This is a genomic window from Bacillus sp. FSL R5-0585, assembly GCF_038004545.1.
GTDB classification, from domain to species: domain Bacteria; phylum Bacillota; class Bacilli; order Bacillales; family Bacillaceae_G; genus Bacillus_A; species Bacillus_A cereus.
This window is the reverse complement of sequence record NZ_JBBORJ010000001.1, coordinates 4,590,125-4,612,339: the sequence shown is the minus strand read 5'-3', so window position 1 is coordinate 4,612,339 and position 22,215 is coordinate 4,590,125. Positions and strand designations below refer to the sequence as shown.

The following is a 22,215-nucleotide window of genomic DNA, read 5'->3' as shown; positions in this document are numbered from 1 at the left end:
AGTTGCGCCGATATATCTCAATAATCGCCCATATAAATTTCATTTACTATTTTACTACCCCAATAATTTATAGAAGCCTCTCATAATAGTTATTTCACTATTCGTGACACTTGTCCTTTAGCTTGAAAAACACATATTCGCTTCATCTCGTTATACGTCTAGTTCTTCTTATTTTTTGCTGAATATACTACCAATATAAACTTGAGACAAGCTACATCTGTTCAAGGGAAAATAGAAAGGTAGGCAAAATATGAGCATTGAAATATGGATTACTATTATTGTATTCTTCTTAACGATGATCGTTATCTTTTGGCGGCCTCGAGGTTTGAATGAGGCGTGGCCAGCAGCAATCGGAGCTGGTATCATCATAATTACTGGACTTGTATCAAAACCAGACGTCATGGATATTATAAGTAAAATTGGCGGTGCTTCCATAACAATATTAGCGACCATCGTCATGGCAGTTATATTAGAAAGCTTCGGCTTCTTCCATTGGTCCGCAGCGAAACTAGCAAATCTAGCAAAGGGTTCTGGACGCCGTCTATACTGGTATATTCAATTATTATGTTTTCTTATGACTCTTTTATTTAATAACGACGGTAGTATTCTAATTACAACTCCCATTTTAATTCTTCTTCTAAAAAACCTTCAATTAAAACCACATCAACAAATTCCTTATTTATTAAGTGGCGCTTTAATCGCTACTGCATCTAGTGCACCAATTGGTGTAAGTAATATCGTAAACTTAATTGCATTAAATATCGTTAATATGACTCTTTATATGCATACTGCTATGATGTTTGTACCTGCAACATTAGGCTTATTATTTATGTCATGGCTCATGTATACAGTTTTGAAGAAAAAACTTCCGAAAAAATTACCTGTTTCTTCATATGATATTGAAGAAATTTTCTTCACGAAAAACTTCCATCCACTAAAAGGAAATAATTCTGTTGATACGAAACAAAAACGGACAAGATTCATGTTAAAAGTATTAGGTTTCGTCTTCCTGATGCGCTGTCTTCTATTCGTTGCATCCTTCTTATCCATCCCAATTGAAATCGTTGCAGTACTTGGTTCACTCGTTCTTCTCATTTGGAGATGGTACTACTTACGAACAAATCCTGTCGACATTTTGAAAAAGACACCGTGGCACATTTTAATTTTCGCCTTCTCTATGTACGTCATTATTTACGGACTCCACAACGCAGGATTAACAGCTGCACTTGTACAATGGCTCGAGCCAATTGTGAATCAGCATCTACTCTATGCTAGCTTTGCAATGGGCGGACTTGTATCCATCCTCTCTAACGTCTTCAATAACCATCCTGCCCTTATGATTGGTACAATCACATTAACAGAAATGGGACTAGATCCAGTCACATTAAAAACAATCTATCTTGCAAACATCATTGGTAGTGACATCGGTTCACTATTACTACCAATTGGTACACTAGCTTCACTCATTTGGATGTATATTCTGAAACAAAACAAAATTAAAGTAAAATGGAAAGACTATTTAAGTGTATCCCTTATCGTTATCCCGCTCACAACAGTCGTCACACTATTCCTCTTATTCTACTGGGTACATCTCTTCTTTGCCTTATAAACAACAGAATCCCCATTTGCTACCGTCTTAGCAAATGGGGATTCTTCTATAATAAAGTTAGGTACTACAGTGTGATCAATCAAGTAAAGAGGTGTAACGTGTTATTGATATAAATGACTACCAGCTTCTTTAAATTCTTCTGCTTTCTCTTTCATTCCTTTTTCAATTGCTTCTGTCGTTTCTAAATCATTTTCTTTTGCATATTCACGAATATCATGTGAAATTCTCATACTACAAAACTTCGGTCCACACATTGAACAGAAGTGAGCTGTCTTTGCCCCTTCTGCAGGCAACGTTTCATCGTGATATTCCATCGCACGTTCAGGATCTAAAGATAAATTAAATTGATCGCGCCAACGGAATTCGAAACGTGCTTTTGAAAGTGCATCATCACGCTGATGAGCCGTTTTATGTCCTTTCGCAAGATCAGCCGCATGCGCTGCAATTTTGTACGTAATAACACCCGTGCGTACATCATCTTTGTTTGGCAAACCTAAATGTTCTTTCGGCGTTACATAACAAAGCATCGCCGTTCCAAACCAACCGATCATCGCAGCTCCAATTGCCGATGTAATATGGTCATAACCTGGTGCAATATCTGTCGTTAGTGGCCCAAGTGTATAAAACGGCGCGCCCTGACAAATATCAAGCTCTTTCTCCATATTCTCTTTAATTAAGTGCATCGGTACGTGTCCAGGTCCTTCAATCATAACTTGCACATCATGTTTCCAAGCAATTTTCGTTAATTCACCAAGTGTTTCAAGCTCAGAAAACTGTGCTTCGTCATTTGCATCTGCAATCGATCCTGGACGTAATCCATCTCCAAGAGAGAACGAAACATCGTACTGCTTCATAATTTCACAAATCTCTTCAAAATGAGTATATAGGAAGTTTTCTTTATGATGGAATAAACACCACTGCGCCATAATCGAACCACCACGCGAAACGATACCTGTCGTACGCTTTGCAGTAATTGGAATGTAACGAAGCAATACACCAGCGTGAATCGTAAAGTAATCAACGCCTTGCTCCGCTTGCTCAATTAACGTATCACGGTACACTTCCCATGTTAAATCTTCTGCAATTCCGTTTACTTTTTCCAGCGCTTGATAGATCGGTACAGTTCCAACTGGTACAGGCGCATTACGAATAATCCACTCACGCGTCGTATGAATGTTTTTACCTGTAGATAAATCCATAATCGTATCTGCACCCCAGCGCGTTGCCCACGTCATCTTCTCTACTTCTTCTGCAATAGAAGAAGATACAGCAGAGTTTCCGATATTTGCATTTACCTTCACGTGGAAATTACGCCCGATAATCATCGGTTCTGCTTCTGGATGATTAATATTCGCTGGTAAAATAGCGCGGCCTTCTGCGATTTCCTTACGAACAAACTCCGGCTCTACTCCTTCACGAATTGCAACGTATTCCATCTCAGACGTAATAATGCCATTACGCGCATAATGCATTTGCGTAACATTTGCACCTTGCTTCGCTCTAAGCGGCTGGCGATCCATTTGCGGGAAAACAGGTGTATGTTTCGAAGCCACTTTCACACCATCATCCTCTGGTTTCACCTCGCGCCCTTCATATGCCTCTACATCCCCGCGCTCCATGATCCAAGAATGACGCGGCGTTGGAATTCCCTTTTCCAGCTCCACTTTATACGCCGGATCCGTATAAGGACCGCTCGTATCATACACACGGACTGGAGGATTTGGGATGCCGTTCGTTTCGCTTTGTTCAATCTCACGCATCGGCACTTTCATGCCTGCGCGTGGTCCATCCACATATACTTTCTTACTCCCTGGTAAACTCGATTTCAATTCAATTTGCTCAGCTGAAACAGACTGTTTCATAACCTTTGTTGCCTCCCCTGTTCGTGACAAGGACGAGATATGGCCAGCGCATGCCAAAATAAAAAGAGCCAGGTCCATAAAAAAATAAGGACCTGGCTCATAAAAGACATCATTATGTAAAGCCGTTAACTTCCCTACGCTGGTACGAGCCAGATCAGGTCCAAAGGGTTAAGAAGATCACGCGCTTCTCTCTCAGCCTACGCATACGTTAGGCACCCCTAGTTTATCACTGATTTAATTTTCAATACTTTCCCATCATACACGATAATCTGAAAAATGCAAAGGTTATTTCTTTTTCTCTTTATGGAATCATCCACGTTAAATAATATGCTTGAACATACGTTATAATACCAACAATAATTACGAAGAACACCCTATTGTAAAAATAGTTTATGATTTAACATGGGAGTTTAAAAACATCTTCACCACAAAGAGTGTTGAGAATCTCAACCATTGTATTAAGAAAATTAAGAATACTAATATACAAGAGTTTAAGAGCTTTACGAATGGATTAGCCCGGGATATTGAAGCTGTCAGAAATGCGGTAACTTATGAGAATAATAATGGTCTTACCGAAGGGAGCATAAACAAGTTAAAGCTTATTAAAAGAATCATGTATGGTCGATGCAAATTCTCCACATTGCGGACAAAGATTCTACTTTTGGAGAGAATGAGACTTTTCAACTAACTCCGGAAAGAACCATTTTTTACTTGCCAAATACATTCATCAGTCCCGTTTGCCAAAGAGCCTTTGTCTCTGCTGTATTTCGCTACAACTGCTACTGTTACCTGCCATACAACCTGCAATAGAGATAGGTAACAATTTACTATACAAGGAACAAAATTGACCTGCTCCTCCATTTAGTGATTTAACTATCTTTATTATTCAGAGCTAAAACTCAAAGAAAAATCTCTTACATTTATTGTAACGTAATTTCCTTAATATGTTAATTATTTTTTTGTTGTCTTGTTAGTTAAAGGGGTACTTAGTACAAAAAATAACCGTAGATAGTAGCACGAACACTGTTCTTGTTATAATTATTTTTTTTCAGAACGTCTATAATCCTCTTTTTAAAAATATATGTAAATATAATAAAAAACGAATGATTAATAGAAATATTCTACACCACTCGTTTTTTATCGGACTTCTTTTTACTGTACTTTTATTTTCTTTATGAGTTATTAGAAAAATAATTGTCTATATAAGTCTTTATTTTTTCAAAATTCTTTTCCATAAATAAGATTGCTGGTACTTCAATTATTGGAAGATTATTTTCATTATCAAAAGCTGGACACGGTTTGGGAACTACCAAATAGTCAACTGAGTTTTTATCCCTAATATAATTAATTGAAACATCATAATACTTAGAAAAATATTCCTTCAAATCATCCTGATTCCTTAAAAATGGTAGAGAAAATATTGAACCATAATTTATACCAGCGTCGACAATTAATACAAAGCATATTTTTTTCATGATACACCCTCCTCGTATAATAAGTTTTAAGTTAATAACTGTTCCTTGAAAATTAAATAGTTTTTATCTTCAAGAGCTACATCAAAAAAATGATGTATGGGTAAAATTTAGTCTTGGATACTGGGGGATTTCCCCAGATAATGGAAGTATAGAAATGGATCCATCGGGAATATGCTTACTCCTCCTGTAGTTCGACCACGTTAAAAGACTGTGACCCAGACCAAAATGCACTGCATACGCACAAGCTGTATCGGTTTCCTTCACTTACCTCTCATAATGGTGGGAGGGGCAGCTTAGATGAAGGCAATCATTGAATACTCATACGCGAGGTTGTGGCTATGTTTTTGACTCTAGGGAGATCCCACAGTATCCAAGCTCATTCCAAATACTATTCAAAGAAAGGAGGTCCTTTCTTTGAAATTATTCGTAGCTATTGATGTAAGCTCTGAAAAACTTGATGTATGTTTTCTTGACAGTCATGACACTGTTTTGAAAGAAATTTGTCTTTCAAACGATGTGAATGGTGCCAACGCCATTAAGGAGGATGTTCTCCATTTTCATCAGTTGTACAACTATAAAAAAATTGTCATTGGTATGGAATCTACTTCCGTCTATAGTTTCCGTCCTTCCATGTTCCTAACGGAAGATAAGGATTTGAGGGCTTTAGACGTGGAAGTGGTCGTACAAAATCCAAAAGCCATCCATCGGTATAAAAAACTCTTTGAAGAAGATAAGACCGATAAAATAGATGCTTTCCGTATTGCCGATTTTTTACGAATCGGACGGTATAATAAGTTTCTTATCAAGGAGGAAAAATACGTTGCCCTTCAACGTTTAACACGATCTAGATATCAACTCGTTCACCAGCAAACAGAATGTAAGCAACACTTTCTGAAGAACCTTTACTACAAATGTAATACGTTATCGAAAGAGTTAAATACCTCTGTTTTTGGTGCGACGATGATGGAAATACTCTCAGATTCCCTTTCGTTGGATGAAATCGCAGAAATGAATCTAGAAACACTCGCTACTCTTCTTCAGAAAAAGGGGAAAGGACGCTTTAGCGACCCGGAAGATTTAGCGAAAACCATCAAGAAAGCCATACGTGACTCCTACCGACTAGGTAAGGTCGTTCAAGACTCTGTGGACGTTGTATTAGCCACTTATGCACAATTGATTCAAACATTAAAAAAACAAATCAAAGAGATAGAAAAAAGCATTACTGCTTTATTCTAAGCCATTCCAGAAGCGAGATATTTAACAAGTGTTCCAGGCATTGGAGTCGTATACGCCGCGGGAATCATTGCGGAAGTTGGAAAAATTGAACGCTTTGAGAACGAAGCACAATTGGCCAAATACACCGGTCTTTACTAGAAAAAATCGCAATCTGGAAACTTTGAATCGGAACGAACACCCATGACACGAACGGGAAACCAGTATCTTCGTTATTACATGGTTGAAGCTGCCAACTCTGTACAATTTCGTGAAGCTACTTACCGTGCTTATTATTTAAAGAAATATGATGAAGTTCCGAAATACAAACATAAAAGAGCCCTTGTCTAAAGCCGTAACTAGATTCGCTAAATTGTTTTTCAAATATTGAACCAAGCACTTGACTGATTGCTTGTTGAACAACCTTATCCACTACTGTCGGTATTCCCAATTTGCGCATCTTCCATAAAAAGAGCCAGGTCCATAAAAAAATAAGGACCTGGCTCATAAAGACATCATTATGTAAAGCCGTTAACTTCCCTACGCTGGTACGAGCCAGATTAGGTCCAAAGGGTTAAGAAGTTCACGCGCTTCTCTCTCAGCCTACGCATACGTTAGGCACCCCTAGTTTATCACTGATTTAATTTTCAATACTTTTCTATCATACACCATAATTTGGAAAATTAAAAGTTTATTTCTTTTGTTGTTTATGGAATCATCCACGTTAAATAATAAGCCTGAACATAAGTCATAATACCAACAATAATTACGAAGAACAAACTATGCTTCACTGTAAAACGGAACAAATCCGATTCTTTTCCAGCAAGACCAACCGCTGCACAAGCGATCGCAATCGACTGTGGGGAAATCATTTTACCTGTTACACCGCCTGTTGTATTTGCTGCAACGAGAAGCACTTCAGATACGCCGACTTGCTGCGCTGTAATGGCTTGTAAATTCGAGAACAGTGCATTCGCAGACGTATCAGACCCTGTTAAGAATACGCCAATCCAGCCTAAGAATGGTGAGAAGAACGGGAATAGTCCGCCAGTTCCAGCTAATGCTAACGCTAACGTGGAAGATAGACCAGAATAGTTTGCGATAAATGCAAACCCTAGTACGAATCCGATAGATAGAATTGGCATTTTTAATTCGCTTAACGTTTCTTTAAATGTCACTACTGCATCTTTTACATTCATTTTCAAAATAAACATGGAAATGATACAAGCAATTAAAATCGCTGTTCCGGTTGCCGATAATACATCAAACTTCAGAATTGCCTCGTAAGGCGTTGGTTTATTTACAATTGGCTCTGCTTTCATTACTAGATTATGCAGACCTGGAATTTCAAACTTAAATACAAGACTTTCTAAAGCTCCTCCTGGAGTGAATAATGCCTTAAAGAAACTTTGGCTCCAAATGACTACCATAACCGTTAATACGATAAATGGGGACCATGCCTTCACTACTTTTCCAAACGTTAGTTTCGGCATCGATGCTACTGTCGTTGTTGCTGCTACTTCACTATTTGCTTGCCCAGATTGATAAATTTCTTTCGGCTGCCAAACTTTTAAGAACAGCGCTAAACTAATTAAACTTACAAGTGCCGATGTAATATCCGGAAGTTCTGGTCCTAAAAATGTCGCTGTAATGAACTGCGTAATCGCAAATGAACTACCCGCTACAAATAACGCAGGCCACGTTTGTCGTATCCCCTTAAATCCATCCATTAAAAATACGATAAAGAATGGCACAAATAATGATAGGAACGGTAATTGATGCCCAGCCATTTGTCCAATTTTATGTGGATCAATACCTGTTACTTGTCCAGCAACTGTAATCGGAATTCCCATCGCTCCGAACGCCACTGGTGCAGTATTTGCAATCAAACAAAGACCTGCTGCGTATAAAGGATTTAACCCAAGCCCCGCAAGAAGTGCTGCTGTAATCGCTACTGGTGCCCCAAATCCTGCCGCTCCTTCTAAAAATGCTCCAAATGAAAATCCAATTAAAATAACGAGTAGACGATGATCGTTCGTAATCGATAATACCGATGCACGAATCACATCGAATTGACCTGTTTTCACAGAAATTTTATATAAAAATACCGACATAATGATAATCCAAGCAATTGGCCACAATCCGTATAAGAAACCATATCCGGTCGCTGCCATTGCCATCGTGAACGGCATTTTATAAGCGAATAACGCTACTAAAACTGTAAGTACAACTGTAATAAATCCTGCCACATACCCTTTCATGCGGAAAACTGCTAAAGCTAAGAAAAAAAAGATAATCGGAATAAGTGCGACCGCTGCCGAAATCCAAATGTTTCCGAACGGATCATAAACTTGTGTCCATGTGTTCATTGTTCTCTCCCCCTAAAGAATCCCCTTTTGAATAGAATAACCTCATCAATAGACTATCAGGTCATCATACCTTTAAGTCTAAAATAAAAAAAACGTTTAAGAAAACGTTTTCAACAACTTTCATTTATACTGTACCATAACAATTTCTATTAAAAAAGATTTTTTTGAAAATTTTATTATTTAAAAGAAAATCTTACAAAATCGTCACGTTCTTGTAATGTTCATCGATAGGAAGTTTGCCAAAATTATTGCATAATAATAGTATAACAACAGAAATTATTTATGAGGTGATATATATGAACGGAAATAAAATATTAGCTGCGTTATCATACTTTAGTGTACTATTTGCCCCTATCTTATTCCCTATTATCGTTTGGATTGTAGGAGACGCTGAAACAAAACCACATGCAAAACGTGCTCTATGGACACACATCATTCCAAGTATCGCTACATTCATTGGCGTAACTATTTTAGGAATTATGGGTCTTGGATCTGATCAACCAGATGTAACACTTGGAATTGGATCAATGATTGTCTTAGCTATTTGCGGAATCATCAGCTTATACTACTTCATCTGGAACATTGTAAAAGGAATTAAAGTGCTGAAAGCTTAATTTTAAACAAACGTTTGTTTAAAAAAGGACCCTTGCAAATTGCAAGGGTCCTTTTCCTAATTCGTTCACTTTATCTTCTGCGTTTCTTCTTTTTTCTCATCATTTTCTTTCGGCGCGTATTCACTTTATCCGCTATAATGTGAAGCGTACTTGCCACAACAATTCCCATTAAGAACGTTACAATTTCAACCTCATGTTTCTTCGCAATTTCTATTAAATTACCATCCAGTGCGATTACATTTAATAGAAATAAAAATGGAGAAAAGACGATTAACATGTACGCAATACGAATCACATCACCAAGTATAATCGTATGCGTAAAGAAAGATCGATGCGGCATTACTTTCTTATAAGGATACCAAAATATACGTAAGAAACCCCATTTGTTATAAGCATTACTGTACGTATCTAAATCTGGTGTTAAAAATGAAGTACCTACTAAAAAACCAATTGCAAAAGTTAATAAAAAATCAAAATTTGTTAATCCATACGAAAAGAGCAAAAACAAAACAACCGGAAGGGATATTAAGTTTATTTTCGTATGCGTTCTTCCTGATGGCATAATGCACTTCCTCGCTTACGTTCGTCCTGTCACCTTATGACAGGTTTCACCTATTGACCTAATTTCTGATCGATAAATGTTGTGTCTATATCCGAACCAAACCATTCTGCCAACTTCACTCGTGCCTTATCTTTCACATCTTCATTGACGTATAACGACACCTGTATTAGTGCAGCCGTTAACGCCCCTAAATCATCCGTATAGCCAATTCCAGCAATGAAATCTGGAATCGCATCAATCGGTGCAATAAAATAAGCAAGTGCTCCAATTACAATAATTTTCACTCGTTTTGGAACATCGGGTCTTTGCAAAACGTAAAACAGTAATAAACTTGCATAAATGACCGACTGCCCAGCTTGCTTTGCAACATGTTTTACTTTCTTCCAAAACGCTTCAACTGAAAATTTTTGTTTCATGTAAAAAGCCTCCCTATTTTTAAAAAGAAATAAGCTACAATATGTTATCAGTAAAAGTTCATGGAAATTACACAAAACCTATCAATGAACTTTCATTGTAACAAACAAACTAAAAAAGAACAAGTGTTCGTTAATTTTCACACGATTTCCTTCATATAATAGATTTCTAGATAACCCTTACCCATCTTCGTTTCTTATTTCTCAACAAAGAAAATTTTCACTTCCACTTAACATTCTGCTCTACCTTTGTTATATTTTCTAGTTGACGGACATATAAACGAATGTTAAAGTTTTCTCTGGTAGTGACAAATCTTATACAAAAAATGTAAAATGTTATAGTGTTTCTCAGAAATGAATTTTGTTGTATAATACAGAAATGACGTTATGCTTATGAGCAACAAAAGAAACCAAAAGGGTATGCATAGTTATAGTCGTATATGGGTGAATATAGAACCTTTAATTATGGCCAAGAAAACTATGTATTTTTTATTTTAGCATTTTTCGCTCCAAAATCGACCAAGCCTGATAGAGAAAGGGTGGAAATGAATGAAAGAAACCTTGAAATCACAATTTCAAAATGTGCGTTTCACTGTATTCGTAGCTTTAGCCTTATGGCTGAAAACTTACCTTATTACACGCACAAGCTTTGACTTAAAACTTGAATCTTTCATGCAAGAATTCATTTTATTCCTTAGCCCATTAGCAGCATCATTACTGCTTGTTGGTCTTGCATTATTTGCAAAAGGGAAAAAACGTAACTATATAGCACTTGGAATTAATTTTGTCTTAACAATCGTTCTTGTTGGTAACGTAATGTTCTACGGATTCTACAATGACTTCGTTACATTACCGGTGCTAGGACAAACATCTAACTTCGGAAGTTTAGGTTCTAGTGTGAAAGAATTATTTAACTACAAAATTATCCTTGCATTTGCAGACATTATCGTTTTCTTCGTTCTATTAAAGAAAATGAAGAACTTTGCACCTACAGAGCGTGTAGCACGCCCGATGCGTTCTCTATACTTCGTATCAACAGTTGCTATTTTCTTCGCAAACTTAGGACTTGCAGAAGCTGAACGCCCAGAACTATTAACACGTTCATTCGACCGCGTTATGCTTGTTAAAAACTTAGGATTATATGTACACCAAGTATACGATCTTGGCTTACAAGCAAAATCAAGTTCACAAAAAGCGTTCGCTGACGGTAGTAAATTACAAGAAACAGAGAACTACGTAAAAACAACACAAAGTAAACCAGACCCAAATATGTTCGGTACTGCAAAAGGGAAAAACGTAATTGTTGTCTCTCTTGAGTCATTACAAACATTCTTAATTGGTGCAACAGTTAACGGACAAGAAGTTACACCATTCTTAAACCAATTTACGAAAGAAAGTTATTACTTTGATAACTTCTTCCATCAAACTGGTCAAGGTAAAACATCTGATGCTGAATTCCTAGTAGATACTTCGTTATATCCACTAGACCGCGGTGCTGTATTCTTCACACACGGTAACAATGAATATACAGCAACTCCAGAAATTTTACGTCAGCAAGGGTATCACACGTCGGTATTCCACGCAAACAACGCAACATTCTGGAACCGTAACATTATGTATCCAGCACTTGGTTATGATCGTTACTACAACGAACTTGACTACAAGATTACACCAGAAACAAAATTAAATTGGGGATTAAAAGATATCGAGTACTTCGATCAATCTATTGATATGTTAAAACAAGTGAAGCAACCATTCTATACTCGCTTCCTTACTTTAACGAATCATTACCCATTCACTTACGATGACAGTACAAAATTAATCGACGAATATAATTCTGGTGATGGAGTATTTGACCGTTACATGGTAACTGCTCGTTACTTAGACGAAGCAATGAAACACTTTATTGAGCGTCTAAAAGCAGAAGGTATTTACGACAACTCAGTAATCGTATTCTACGGTGACCACTACGGTATTTCTGAAAACCATAACCGTGCAATGGCACAGTTCTTAGGAAAAGAAGAAATCACTGCATTTGACCATATGAACTTACAAAAAACACCGATGTTTATTCACGTTCCAGGTCAAAAAGAAGGTAAAACAATTTCGAAACCAACTGGAGAAATTGATATTAAACCAACTATTCTAAACTTACTTGGTGTAGATTCTACAAATGACGTTCGATTCGGTCATGATGTATTCTCACCTGATAATAAAGGATTTGTTGTTCTTCGTGACGGTAGCTTCGTTACAGATAAATACATGTACACAAACAGTACATTCTACGATCGTGCTACTGGCGAAGTTGTACAATTACCGAAAGAAGAATCTCAACCACTAATTGATCGTGCCCAAAATGAATTGAACATGTCTGATAAAATCATTGAAGGTGACTTACTTCGCTTCTCTGAAAGTAATAAGATCAAAACTGGTGAAGTAAAAACAGTTATTAAAGAAGAAAAGAAGAGCGCTGAGTAATCTCAGCCTCTTTTTTTATTTTCTTCCATACAACTACTTATATTCATTAACTTTAAAATTACATAACCTTTACCAAATATTCACATAGTGTTAATGAAGAATCTCTATAATAAAATATGTAAACGAGGTTCTACATATTTCTTATCTCTCATCTTTCGTAAGCTCCCTTAAAGAAGTGTGTAAATCTTTTGTTTCTACTTTCTTATAATTGTCTTTCAACATGTTTTGTTTCCATACACAAAACACTCAACGAGACAATGTCCCTATGAAAGATAGCTACCCTCCTTGTGCAGCATTCCATAAGAATGTTGCTTTTTTTTATTTAAAAGCAGGATTCTCATTCTTATTTTCGAATTTGTATATACAAAATGCTGTAAAGTGAAACTTTAATCAGCCCTCACCAATCGGGCAGCTACGGGCAGTTATTCGCCCACTTCACTTCTTTGCTCCACCCTAGTTTTTAAGTGGAAGTTTTACTTCCCGTTAATGCGGGGTAAATCATCCTTACTTCTCTATGATTTACAAATACATATACGGTCATATGTAGAGAATTGCTTACATAAAAATTACTATAGTGATTTTTATCTCGCATGAATGAAAGTTTCACGTTACTTACGTACTTACGAAAGGATGGGACGGAAATTGGCATACGAAAAATTTGTACTTTGGAATGATGAAGTTATTGATACAACAAAACAACAAACGTACATAGAACTTGAAGAGAGAGGTTTGCAGTTCGGAGATGGTGTCTACGAGGTTATTCGCCTATATAAAGGGAACTTTCACTTATTAGATCCGCACATAACGAGATTATATCGCTCCATGGAAGAAGTAGAATTATCGCTCCCTTTCTCAAAAGCTGAGCTCATCACTTTACTTTATAAATTAATTGAACGAAACCATTTCCACGAAGATGGCACAATTTATTTGCAAGTATCTCGCGGTGTACAAGCTCGCACACATGTATTTTCATATGACACCCCTCCGACAATTTATGCCTATATTACAAAAAAAGAAAGACCAGCCTTATGGATTGAATATGGTATACGCGCTATATCAGAACCCGATACTCGATGGCTACGCTGTGACATTAAATCATTAAATTTATTACCAAACGTACTAGCTGCTACGAAAGCTGAACGGAAAGGCTGTAAAGAGGCACTTCTCGTAAGGAATGGTATTGTAACGGAAGGAAGCCATTCTAACTTCTTTTTAATTAAAAATGGAACTCTTTACACACATCCAGCCAATCACCTTATTTTAAATGGCATTATTCGTCAATATGTCCTTTCTTTAGCGAATACTCTTCACATACCTGTACAGGAAGAACTTTTCAGCGTTCGTGACGTTTATCAAGCAGATGAATGCTTTTTTACAGGCACAACAATTGAAATTTTACCAATGACCCACCTTGATGGAACCGCGATTCAAGATGGGCAAGTTGGACCTATCACCAAAAAACTGCAAAAATCTTTTAATCAAATCTTATTACAATCCAATATGGCATCTTCTTAAACACGAATAATTTCTGTCCTTTCATATTCAATATATGCATTTAAATGGAAATCAAGGTGTAATTTTATGCCTTGATTTTTTTCTTGTAATCTTTTTGTCATATTCAGATTCCTATATAAGTCTTGACAGTAATCGACATGCTCTTTAGAATTTTTAACAGTTGGTAAATATTTCTTCACTACATTACAGACAGAAAGGAATCGACAAATTATGAAAAAGTATCTTGCCGGTCTTGCGGCAGTGTCTGTAGCAGGAGGAGCAGCACCTACACTTGATAGTGTTCAAGCTGCACCTGAACAAAATACACAAAAAGCTGCTACAACTGTCCAAGCTTCTGCATCAAACAGCTCATCTTATAAGGTAAACGCGAGCGTATTACATGTTCGTGCTGGATCAAGCACTTCTCACGACATCATCTCACGCGTTTATAACGGTCAATCACTAAACGTGATTGGCGAAGAAAACGGTTGGTTCAAAATTAACATTAATGGACAAACAGGTTTTGTTAGTGGTGAATTTGTATCAAAAAGTGGAGCAGCAAACAACAATGTAAGTACAGGTGGAAACAATAAAGTTACCGCTGATGTATTACGTGTACGTACAGCTCCTAACACATCTAGTTCTGTTTCTGGGCGTGTATATGAAGGACAAACATTAAACGTAATTGGACAAGAAAATGGTTGGGTGAAAATTAACCATAATGGACAAGTAGGTTATGTAAGTGGCGAATTCGTATCTGGCGTTTCTTCTAATGCAGGTTCTTCAAACAACAATACGAATAATAACAACCAAGAAGTAAAACCAGCAAGCGGAAACTATACAGTAAATGTATCTTCCCTTCGCGTCCGTACAGGTCCTAGCACTTCTCACACAACTGTAGGTTCTGTGACAAAAGGACAAGTAGTACAAGTTGTTGGAGAAGTTCAAGATTGGTTCAAAATCAATTACGCAGGACAAACTGCTTATGTAAGCAAAGACTATGTAACAAAAGGCGGTTCTAACGAAAACGTTACAGAAGGCAACAAACAAGAGCAAAACAATAATAATGGAACTATTCAAACTGGCGGTTCTTACGTAGTTAACGCTACATCTTTACGTGTTCGTACAGGCCCTGCCGCTTACCATAGTGTAATTGGTGGCGTTTTAAACGGTACAACATTAAACGTAGTTGGATCTGAAAACGGTTGGTTTAAAGTAAATTACCAAGGAAAAACAGGCTTTGTTAGTAGCGAATTTGTGAAATTCGTTAAAGGTGGCACTACTACTCCTGAGCAACCAAAACAACCTGAACAACCTAACCAAGGTGCAATTGGCGACTACTACATTAATGCTTCTGCACTAAATGTACGTAGCGGCGAAGGTACAAATTATAGAATCATAGGCGCACTTCCACAAGGTCAGAAGGTTCAAGTAATCTCTGAAAACTCTGGATGGAGCAAAATTAACTACAACGGTCAAACTGGTTATATCGGAACACGTTACCTATCTAAAACACCAGTTGGAGGCGCAGTAGATAATAAGCCTAACAATAACCAAAATAACAATCAAAACAATAATAATAATACGGGCAATAATAGCGGCGACAGTTCTTCCGTACTTGCATATGCAAAATCAATGCAAGGTGTACCGTACGTTTGGGGCGGAACTTCTGCTAACGGCGTAGACTGCAGTGGCTACATCTACCACGTATTTAAGAAATTTGGTCATAACATTAGCCGCCAAAGTGTTGCAGGATATTGGAGTAGCCTACCACAAACTTCAAGTCCACAACCTGGTGACTTAATTTATTTCCAAAACACTTATAAATCTGGTCCTTCTCACATGGGTATTTACCTTGGGGGCGGATCATTTATCCAAGCTGGAGATAAAGGTGTCGCAATCGCTTCATTAAGTAACTCTTATTGGAAGAGCCACTTCTTAGGATACACGAAAGCACCTTAATTAATAGTTTCAAAGCCTTCTAGTTTACTAGAAGGCTTTTTTGCTATGAGTTCAACATATTACTTCCTTTCTCCTACCTTCTCTCTACAAAAATAATGTATCCATTCTTCCATTTCATACACTTTATTCTGCAAAAACAATGCATAACGTTATCATAATGTATATATTTTCATAAAAAACATAACCTATTTCATGTCTATTTATTTTATATGTGTTTTTTTGAAGAATTTTCTTTTTATTTAAACTTTTCATTAGACGTTTGACCTCCGATGTCCATTATGATAAGTTACTAAAGATGTTATATTCGTAAACGTATAGACAACTGGTTTATACACTGTTTTTACTATGAGGAAGGAGCATACACTGCATGAATCTTTTATGGGGAATTGGCGGCGTGATTGGAGTATTAGCAATTGCTTTCTTACTATCTTCCAACCGCAAAGCTATTAATTGGCGCACAATTTTAATTGCGCTAGCATTACAAATGTCATTTTCATTTATCGTATTACGATGGGACGCTGGTAAAGCAGGTTTAAAACACGCTGCTGACGGTGTTCAAGGATTAATTAATTTTTCTTACGAGGGAATTAAGTTCGTTACTGGGGATTTAGTCAACGCAAAAGGACCTTGGGGATTTGTATTCTTTATTCAAGCACTACTTCCAATCGTATTTATTAGTTCATTAGTAGCAATCTTATATTATTTCGGTATTATGCAGAAATTTGTTAGCATCGTTGGTGGTGCATTAAGTAAACTTCTTGGAACTTCTAAAGCAGAAAGCCTAAACTCAGTAACGACTGTATTTTTAGGACAAACTGAAGCTCCAATTTTAATTAAACCTTACTTAGCACGCTTAACAAATAGTGAATTCTTCACTATTATGGTAAGCGGTATGACAGCTGTTGCTGGATCCGTTCTTGTCGGTTATGCAGCAATGGGTATTCCGTTAGAGCACTTATTAGCAGCTGCAATTATGGCGGCTCCATCGAGCTTATTAATTGCGAAACTAATCATGCCAGAGACAGAAAAAGTAGATAATAACGTTGAACTTTCTACAGAACGTGAAGACGCAAATGTTATTGATGCAGCTGCACGCGGCGCATCTGAAGGTATGCAACTTGTTATTAACGTAGCAGCAATGTTAATGGCTTTCATCGCATTAATCGCTTTATTAAATGGATTATTAGGATGGGTTGGTTCTCTGTTTGATATTAAACTTAGCCTTGATTTAATCTTTGGTTACTTATTATCACCATTCGCAATCTTAATCGGGGTTTCTCCTGGTGAAGCGATACAAGCAGCAAGCTTTATCGGTCAAAAACTTGCAATCAACGAATTCGTTGCATACGCAAACTTAGGACCACACATGGCAGAGTTCTCTGACAAAACAAATCTAATTTTAACATTTGCAATCTGTGGATTTGCAAACTTCTCTTCTATCGCAATTCAATTAGGTGTAACAGGAACGTTAGCTCCTACTCGCCGTAAACAAATTGCACAATTAGGGATTAAAGCAGTTATCGCTGGTACATTAGCGAACTTCTTAAACGCAGCAGTTGCAGGTATGATGTTCCTATAAACTTATATAGAGTCTTCTCTTTCTACAAGAGGAGACTTTTTTCATGCAATCCAAACGTCTTTTATGTATCTATTAATCAATTTATCCTAAATATAAGCACATTATGATACAATAATGTTTAAGTCTTTTTATTTTTCTTATGAAAATAGAGATACTACTTGTTGTTGCCCTTCAAAAGAGTTTAACGACATGGTCAATTTCTTAATAATTGCGCATACTACAAGTATCTATTGATGAAATAGCTTTAAGGAGGAAAGTTTTGTGAAAGATAAGTTCTATAAAATCCTCTCTATGTGGATTTTACAAATTGTATTTTATTTTACTACTGTATATGTGACGAAATATGAGCATGCTCTCATTTTTACAATAATATACGTAATCGTAAATGTACTATTCTTATTTTTAGCTGACAAAACAGCATTTGTTTTCTTCATACTAGGAACCATTATTTCCGTATTTTATTTGTTCTATCAAGCATGGCTTCACTTATGGAGTACATCAGATCAATGGCAATATATGATTACCCACTTCCTGATGGCAGCTAACTTCTTCATTGTATATATAACAACTCACCTATTGAAAAAAGTGATTCATGAAAATAAAGCTTTAACTGAGCGTGTGAGAACATTGGAACAATATATTGGAGAATCCAAATTACTAACAAGACAAGAATTCGAGAGACGCCAAGCGTTATTAACGACTGCAATGAATCGTCGTAATGAAACAGGCTTTATCATTTACTTTGATTTCACTTCCTTTAGTAAATATACGAAGGAAAGTGTTATGGACCGTGTAGCTTCCTTATTAGTTGAAACAGTAAGGAATGATTTTGACCTTGCTGCTGAATATGATAATAATACGCTAGTTATTTTATTACAAAACACAAATGAAGCTGGTGCTGACATTGTAATGAACCGCCTAAAACCAAAAATGGAGCAATGGCTTGCTGCTGAAGCAATCCGAGATATAAAAATTTCACGCGAGCAAATTGGAAACAAAGGACAGAACCTGTTATGATGACTCTCGTTATACTTCTTTTATTCCTTCTGTTTTGCGTACTCGTTTTTTGGATCAGTATCACATTTTCAATTAAATATGTACTTATTTTTACGGCTTTTCTATTCTCTGGCTTACTCGTTTACTACTCTTTCTTAACAATCGCGGGCCTAATTCACCGAAATAGTAAACGAAAAGATCGTACATTAGAACATTATCCGAGCGTCGATATTTTCATACCTGCCCATAATGAAGGCGTCGTTATTAAAGATACTTTAGAGGCGATGGCAAAGATTGAATATCCTGGAAAGCTAACTATTTATTTATTAAATGATAACTCTCAAGACGAAACACCTGAAATCGGCGATGATTTTGACAAGGCTTATGCTCATATTCGCCACATTCGTGTTCCCCCTGGTGAACCGAAGGGTAAATCACGTGTACTAAACTATGGGCTTAGTATTTCAGATGGTGAATACTTCTGTGTGTACGATGCAGATAACCAACCTGAACCACACGCACTGCGAATGCTTGTAGAGCACGCTGAAACAACTGAAGATGCTGTTGGAGCTGTTGGACATGTTCGTACAGTAAACGAAAAGCGAAACTGGCTGACGCGAATGATTTCACTGGAATTTCAAATCTTCCAACTCCTTATGCAATCTGGACGCTGGTTACTATTCCAAACAGGCTCACTGACAGGAACAAATATGCTTCTTCGTCGCTCCGCACTAGAAGAGCTTGGTGGCTATGATCCTTATGCAATTGCAGAAGATGCTGAATTAACATTAAGAATTACACAAAAAGGTTATCTCTTACCAATCGTCCCAGAATCAGTTACTTGGGAACAAGAACCAGAGCATTTAAAAATTCTTATCAAACAACGTACACGTTGGCTCCAAGGGAATTTATACATTTTAGAAAAAATGTTCTCGTCATTAAGTTTCTTTAAAGGAAAACTTCTCGTCCATTCCTTACAACAAGTTCTAGTGTATGTTGTATTTTGGCTATTCTTAATCATTTCAAACGTTTGGTTTGTAATTGGGCTACTCGGGATATTCCAAATTCAATATAGCATTCCGCTACTATTCATGTGGTATGTCGCATATATTACATATGTTTCTCAATTATTTAGTGCCCAGAGTGTCGAACGAACCTTTACACCGACTAATATTTTTATTAGCGTTATTATGTACTTTACGTACGCACAGCTCTTTACGTACTTATTTATTCGTAGCTTAATCTTATACTTACGTGCAAAGAGCAAGAAACAAGTCATTGGCTGGGATAAAACAGTTCGATTTAAAAAAGATAAATAATAACAATAAGCACAGAGCGCCGTATGCTCTGTGCTTATTTATTGCCGTATAAATTATATATCAGACAATACCCCTTAGCTGAAAGTAATTTCACGTCCATCCCCCAACGAACGATCGACCTTCATTTATATACGAAAAAGTGATTGCTATTTTTGTAGAACCAATTGCTTCTCTTGCTGTTCTTTGCGCGTTTCAGTCTTAGGTTCCGTGCTTTCTTGGACACTACGATGTGCCACACGTTTCAAACAAATATGCTTCCACTTTCTTTCGTAACGTTTCATTATTCTAGATGTCCCCCTTGAATGCGCTTTAAAACTATTTGAAATCGCTTACAGGAAATAATATAGCACATATATATAAACGTGACAACACATTTCCGACATATTTTTGACAAAAATACGAATAGAATTCGTAAGATATCGAATATTGTCGAAACCTATCGTTTTTTCTTCGTATAAAAGGCATACTACTTATATGGTAAAGTATTTTATTTCCCCTACCCGCATTTCAAATTCCTTCTATATAAAGTGAAACTTTCATTAGCCATCACCAATCGTACTTTTACAGGCAAATAGAGAAATAAAAAAGAGCTGATATGAAATCAGCTCTTTTCCTTCTATTATTAATGACGCTTCATACGCCCTTCTTTTTGTAACTCTTTAAATAATGCTGCCATCATAAAGAAAATAACGAAGACGAACGGGAATGCCGCAATGATAGCTGCCGTTTGTAAGGCTTCTAATCCACCAACATATAATAAGATAGAAGCTAGCGCGGCTAGAACGATACCCCAAATCATTTTAATGCGATTTGGTGGGTTTAAACTACCATGTGTCGTTAACATCCCTAAAACGAATGTCGCAGAATCTGCAGATGTAATAAAGAATGTAGAAATAAGAAGAATCGCTAGAACAGATAAAGCTGATCCAAAGCTTCCCATTTGATCAAACATAGCAAATAATCCTACTTCTGTTCCCATTTCTTTAATTTTTTCAAAGATATGCGCATCACCAAACAGCTCCATATGAATACCTGTTCCGCCGAAAACAGAGAACCAAAGGGCACCAATTATTGTCGGTACGAGTAACACACCGATTACAAACTCACGAATCGTACGTCCTCGTGAAACACGAGCAATAAACGTACCTACGAACGGTGACCATGCAATCCACCATGCCCAATAGAAAATTGTCCACGATTGAATCCATTGGTTTCCACCTTCATCTAATGGACTTAAACGGAAGCTCATGCTTGGTAATTCCTGAATGTAAGAACCGATTGTTGAAGTGAAGTAATTCATAATAAAGTTTGTTGGACCCGCAAATAATACAATAATCATAAGTGCAAACGCAAAAATAATGTTCGTATTACTTAAATATTTAATCCCTTTATCAAGACCTGTTTGCGCAGATAACATAAATAATACTGTTACGATTGCAATAATAACTAACTGAGTCGTTAACGAGTTCGGAATAGATGTTAAATAACTAACACCACCTGCAATTTGTTTCGCGCCAAGACCTAATGACGTTGCAACACCAAACACAGTCGCGAAAACAGCTAACACGTCAAATAAATGAGCAATACGTCCATGGTCCCCGCCTTTAAATAACGGTCCTACTGTCGCACTAATCGTACTTGCTTTTCCTTTTCTAAAGGTAAAGTAAGCAATACATAACGCTACAAACGCATATAGTCCCCAAGGATGTAATCCCCAATGGAAAAATGAAAAACGCAGTGCAAGGCGCGCACTTTCCTCAGTTGCACTATCTCCAAACGGAGGTGCGTATAAATGGTTTAATGGTTCGGCAACGCCCCAGAAAACTAAGCCAATACCCATACCAGCACTAAATAACATAGCAAACCATGTCATATAACTATAATCAGGTTCATCATCATCTTTACCTAAACGAATAGAACCGTATTTCGAAACAATTAAAAAGATAGACACACCTAAAATAATAGAAACGGAAATAATATAAAACCACCCGAACTTACTAACTAATGCAGTTTGAATTGCGGTTGTTACATTTCCTAAGCTACCTTTTCCAATAATAGATTCGGGAATAATCCCCCAAATTGTAAATGCAATACATAATGTTAATGAAACGATGAATGTTTTTGTCAGTTTCCTCATCAAATCCCCCTTCGTAGGTTTCGTTTTTGTAAATAACATAAATTCCGATATGTAAAATCGGATAGAAAACTATAATTTTGCGGTGATTTTCTTACTTTCACCTTCACCAATTCGAATTCTTATGGACAGCCTTA

Annotated in this window: 17 protein-coding genes, 2 pseudogenes and 2 riboswitches; of the genes and pseudogenes, 11 read left to right on the top strand and 8 right to left on the bottom strand. The window is 36.8% G+C overall.

Annotated features, from left to right (window positions below; all coding sequences use genetic code 11):
• Positions 1-250: 250 nt before the first annotated feature.
• Positions 251-1,609, top strand: a complete 1,359-nt coding sequence (locus tag MKY38_RS23710; RefSeq protein WP_000021123.1) for an arsenic transporter — start codon at positions 251-253, stop codon at positions 1,607-1,609.
• Between the two features lie 101 nt (positions 1,610-1,710).
• Here the strand turns inward: MKY38_RS23710 and thiC are convergent, their stop codons facing one another.
• A complete protein-coding gene (thiC, locus tag MKY38_RS23705; protein ID WP_000814450.1) occupies positions 1,711-3,471 on the bottom strand; it encodes a phosphomethylpyrimidine synthase ThiC in 1,761 nt (586 codons plus the stop codon).
• Positions 3,472-3,585: 114 nt separating this feature from the next.
• A riboswitch (TPP riboswitch) is annotated at positions 3,586-3,701 on the bottom strand.
• Between the two features lie 71 nt (positions 3,702-3,772).
• Positions 3,773-3,844, bottom strand: a pseudogene (locus tag MKY38_RS29405) (L-lactate permease); the annotation flags it as partial.
• A 3-nt stretch (positions 3,845-3,847) separates the two neighbouring features.
• Between MKY38_RS29405 and MKY38_RS29400 the strand changes: the two are divergent.
• Positions 3,848-4,159 carry a transposase gene (locus MKY38_RS29400; protein ID WP_445286087.1) on the top strand — a complete coding sequence of 104 codons (312 nt, stop codon included), beginning with the start codon at positions 3,848-3,850 and terminating at the stop codon, positions 4,157-4,159.
• A 484-nt stretch (positions 4,160-4,643) separates the two neighbouring features.
• Here MKY38_RS29400 and MKY38_RS23700 read toward each other — a convergent pair whose 3' ends face one another.
• On the bottom strand, positions 4,644-4,946 hold the full coding sequence (locus MKY38_RS23700; protein WP_000717611.1) for a hypothetical protein: 303 nt from the start codon (positions 4,944-4,946) through the stop codon (positions 4,644-4,646).
• A 414-nt stretch (positions 4,947-5,360) separates the two neighbouring features.
• Between MKY38_RS23700 and MKY38_RS23695 the strand changes: the two genes are divergently transcribed.
• Positions 5,361-6,182, top strand: coding sequence for an IS110 family transposase (locus MKY38_RS23695; protein WP_438284835.1), 822 nt, complete (start codon positions 5,361-5,363; stop codon positions 6,180-6,182).
• A gap of 3 nt (positions 6,183-6,185) precedes the next feature.
• Positions 6,186-6,509, top strand: a pseudogene (locus MKY38_RS29395) (transposase).
• On the opposite strand, the gene MKY38_RS29390 reads toward MKY38_RS29395, so the two are convergent.
• Together MKY38_RS29390 and lldP are read right to left on the bottom strand one after the other, a co-directional pair.
• Positions 6,436-6,618: a hypothetical protein gene (locus MKY38_RS29390; RefSeq protein ID WP_445286088.1), complete on the bottom strand. Its 183-nt coding sequence runs from the start codon at positions 6,616-6,618 to the stop codon at positions 6,436-6,438. The pseudogene MKY38_RS29395 and the gene MKY38_RS29390 overlap by 74 nt on opposite strands.
• 60 nt (positions 6,619-6,678) lie before the next feature.
• A riboswitch (TPP riboswitch) is annotated at positions 6,679-6,794 on the bottom strand.
• A 71-nt stretch (positions 6,795-6,865) separates the two neighbouring features.
• The gene (lldP, locus tag MKY38_RS23685; protein WP_086385587.1) at positions 6,866-8,527 is read right to left on the bottom strand and encodes an L-lactate permease; all 1,662 of its coding nucleotides are present in this window, start codon (positions 8,525-8,527) and stop codon (positions 6,866-6,868) included.
• 296 nt (positions 8,528-8,823) lie between these two features.
• On the opposite strand from lldP, the gene MKY38_RS23680 reads away from it, so the two are divergent.
• Positions 8,824-9,141 (top strand): DUF4870 domain-containing protein, encoded by a 318-nt coding sequence (locus tag MKY38_RS23680; RefSeq protein ID WP_001014099.1) that lies wholly within the window; start codon positions 8,824-8,826, stop codon positions 9,139-9,141.
• 70 nt (positions 9,142-9,211) lie between these two features.
• On the opposite strand, the gene MKY38_RS23675 is transcribed toward MKY38_RS23680, so the two are convergent.
• Together MKY38_RS23675 and MKY38_RS23670 are read right to left on the bottom strand one after the other, a co-directional pair.
• Complete coding sequence (locus MKY38_RS23675) at positions 9,212-9,703, bottom strand: metal-binding protein (RefSeq protein ID WP_001139059.1); 492 nt, start codon at positions 9,701-9,703, stop codon at positions 9,212-9,214.
• 50 nt (positions 9,704-9,753) lie between these two features.
• Positions 9,754-10,119 (bottom strand): YkvA family protein, encoded by a 366-nt coding sequence (locus MKY38_RS23670; protein WP_000810369.1) that lies wholly within the window; start codon positions 10,117-10,119, stop codon positions 9,754-9,756.
• 546 nt (positions 10,120-10,665) lie between these two features.
• On the opposite strand from MKY38_RS23670, the gene MKY38_RS23665 reads away from it, so the two are divergent.
• From MKY38_RS23665 to MKY38_RS23640, 6 genes are all read left to right on the top strand, one after another.
• A complete protein-coding gene (locus MKY38_RS23665) occupies positions 10,666-12,594 on the top strand; it encodes an LTA synthase family protein (RefSeq protein WP_000665358.1) in 1,929 nt (642 codons plus the stop codon).
• A gap of 630 nt (positions 12,595-13,224) precedes the next feature.
• Positions 13,225-14,109, top strand: coding sequence for a D-amino-acid transaminase (locus MKY38_RS23660; protein WP_078384758.1), 885 nt, complete (start codon positions 13,225-13,227; stop codon positions 14,107-14,109).
• A 210-nt stretch (positions 14,110-14,319) separates the two neighbouring features.
• Positions 14,320-16,050, top strand: a complete 1,731-nt coding sequence (locus MKY38_RS23655; RefSeq protein ID WP_341049878.1) for a C40 family peptidase — start codon at positions 14,320-14,322, stop codon at positions 16,048-16,050.
• A 367-nt stretch (positions 16,051-16,417) separates the two neighbouring features.
• On the top strand, positions 16,418-17,629 hold the full coding sequence (locus tag MKY38_RS23650) for a NupC/NupG family nucleoside CNT transporter (protein ID WP_001051029.1): 1,212 nt from the start codon (positions 16,418-16,420) through the stop codon (positions 17,627-17,629).
• 261 nt (positions 17,630-17,890) lie between these two features.
• Complete coding sequence (locus MKY38_RS23645) at positions 17,891-18,646, top strand: diguanylate cyclase (RefSeq protein WP_078384757.1); 756 nt, start codon at positions 17,891-17,893, stop codon at positions 18,644-18,646.
• The gene (locus MKY38_RS23640) at positions 18,643-19,944 is read left to right on the top strand and encodes a glycosyltransferase family 2 protein (protein WP_000988751.1); all 1,302 of its coding nucleotides are present in this window, start codon (positions 18,643-18,645) and stop codon (positions 19,942-19,944) included. Before MKY38_RS23645 ends, MKY38_RS23640 begins: the two co-directional genes overlap by 4 nt.
• 622 nt (positions 19,945-20,566) lie before the next feature.
• Here MKY38_RS23640 and opuD read toward each other — a convergent pair.
• Positions 20,567-22,081, bottom strand: a complete 1,515-nt coding sequence (gene opuD, locus MKY38_RS23635) for a glycine betaine transporter OpuD (protein WP_065224424.1) — start codon at positions 22,079-22,081, stop codon at positions 20,567-20,569.
• Between the last annotated feature and the right edge of the window lie 134 nt (positions 22,082-22,215).

Excerpts from the sequence above, each read along its gene's own strand:
- MKY38_RS23655 (WP_341049878.1), top strand. The coding sequence starts at position 14,320 with ATGAAAAAGTATCTTGCCGGTCTTGCGGCAGTGTCTGTAGCAGGAGGA.
- MKY38_RS29390 (WP_445286088.1), bottom strand. The coding sequence starts at position 6,618 with ATGCGCAAATTGGGAATACCGACAGTAGTGGATAAGGTTGTTCAACAA.
- lldP (WP_086385587.1), bottom strand. The coding sequence starts at position 8,527 with ATGAACACATGGACACAAGTTTATGATCCGTTCGGAAACATTTGGATT.
- MKY38_RS23710 (WP_000021123.1), top strand. The coding sequence starts at position 251 with ATGAGCATTGAAATATGGATTACTATTATTGTATTCTTCTTAACGATG.
- thiC (WP_000814450.1), bottom strand. The coding sequence starts at position 3,471 with ATGAAACAGTCTGTTTCAGCTGAGCAAATTGAATTGAAATCGAGTTTA.
- MKY38_RS23660 (WP_078384758.1), top strand. The coding sequence starts at position 13,225 with ATGGGACGGAAATTGGCATACGAAAAATTTGTACTTTGGAATGATGAA.
- MKY38_RS23675 (WP_001139059.1), bottom strand. The coding sequence starts at position 9,703 with ATGCCATCAGGAAGAACGCATACGAAAATAAACTTAATATCCCTTCCG.
- MKY38_RS23640 (WP_000988751.1), top strand. The coding sequence starts at position 18,643 with ATGATGACTCTCGTTATACTTCTTTTATTCCTTCTGTTTTGCGTACTC.
- MKY38_RS23665 (WP_000665358.1), top strand. The coding sequence starts at position 10,666 with ATGAAAGAAACCTTGAAATCACAATTTCAAAATGTGCGTTTCACTGTA.
- MKY38_RS23650 (WP_001051029.1), top strand. The coding sequence starts at position 16,418 with ATGAATCTTTTATGGGGAATTGGCGGCGTGATTGGAGTATTAGCAATT.
- MKY38_RS23700 (WP_000717611.1), bottom strand. The coding sequence starts at position 4,946 with ATGAAAAAAATATGCTTTGTATTAATTGTCGACGCTGGTATAAATTAT.
- opuD (WP_065224424.1), bottom strand. The coding sequence starts at position 22,081 with ATGAGGAAACTGACAAAAACATTCATCGTTTCATTAACATTATGTATT.
- MKY38_RS23680 (WP_001014099.1), top strand. The coding sequence starts at position 8,824 with ATGAACGGAAATAAAATATTAGCTGCGTTATCATACTTTAGTGTACTA.
- MKY38_RS23670 (WP_000810369.1), bottom strand. The coding sequence starts at position 10,119 with ATGAAACAAAAATTTTCAGTTGAAGCGTTTTGGAAGAAAGTAAAACAT.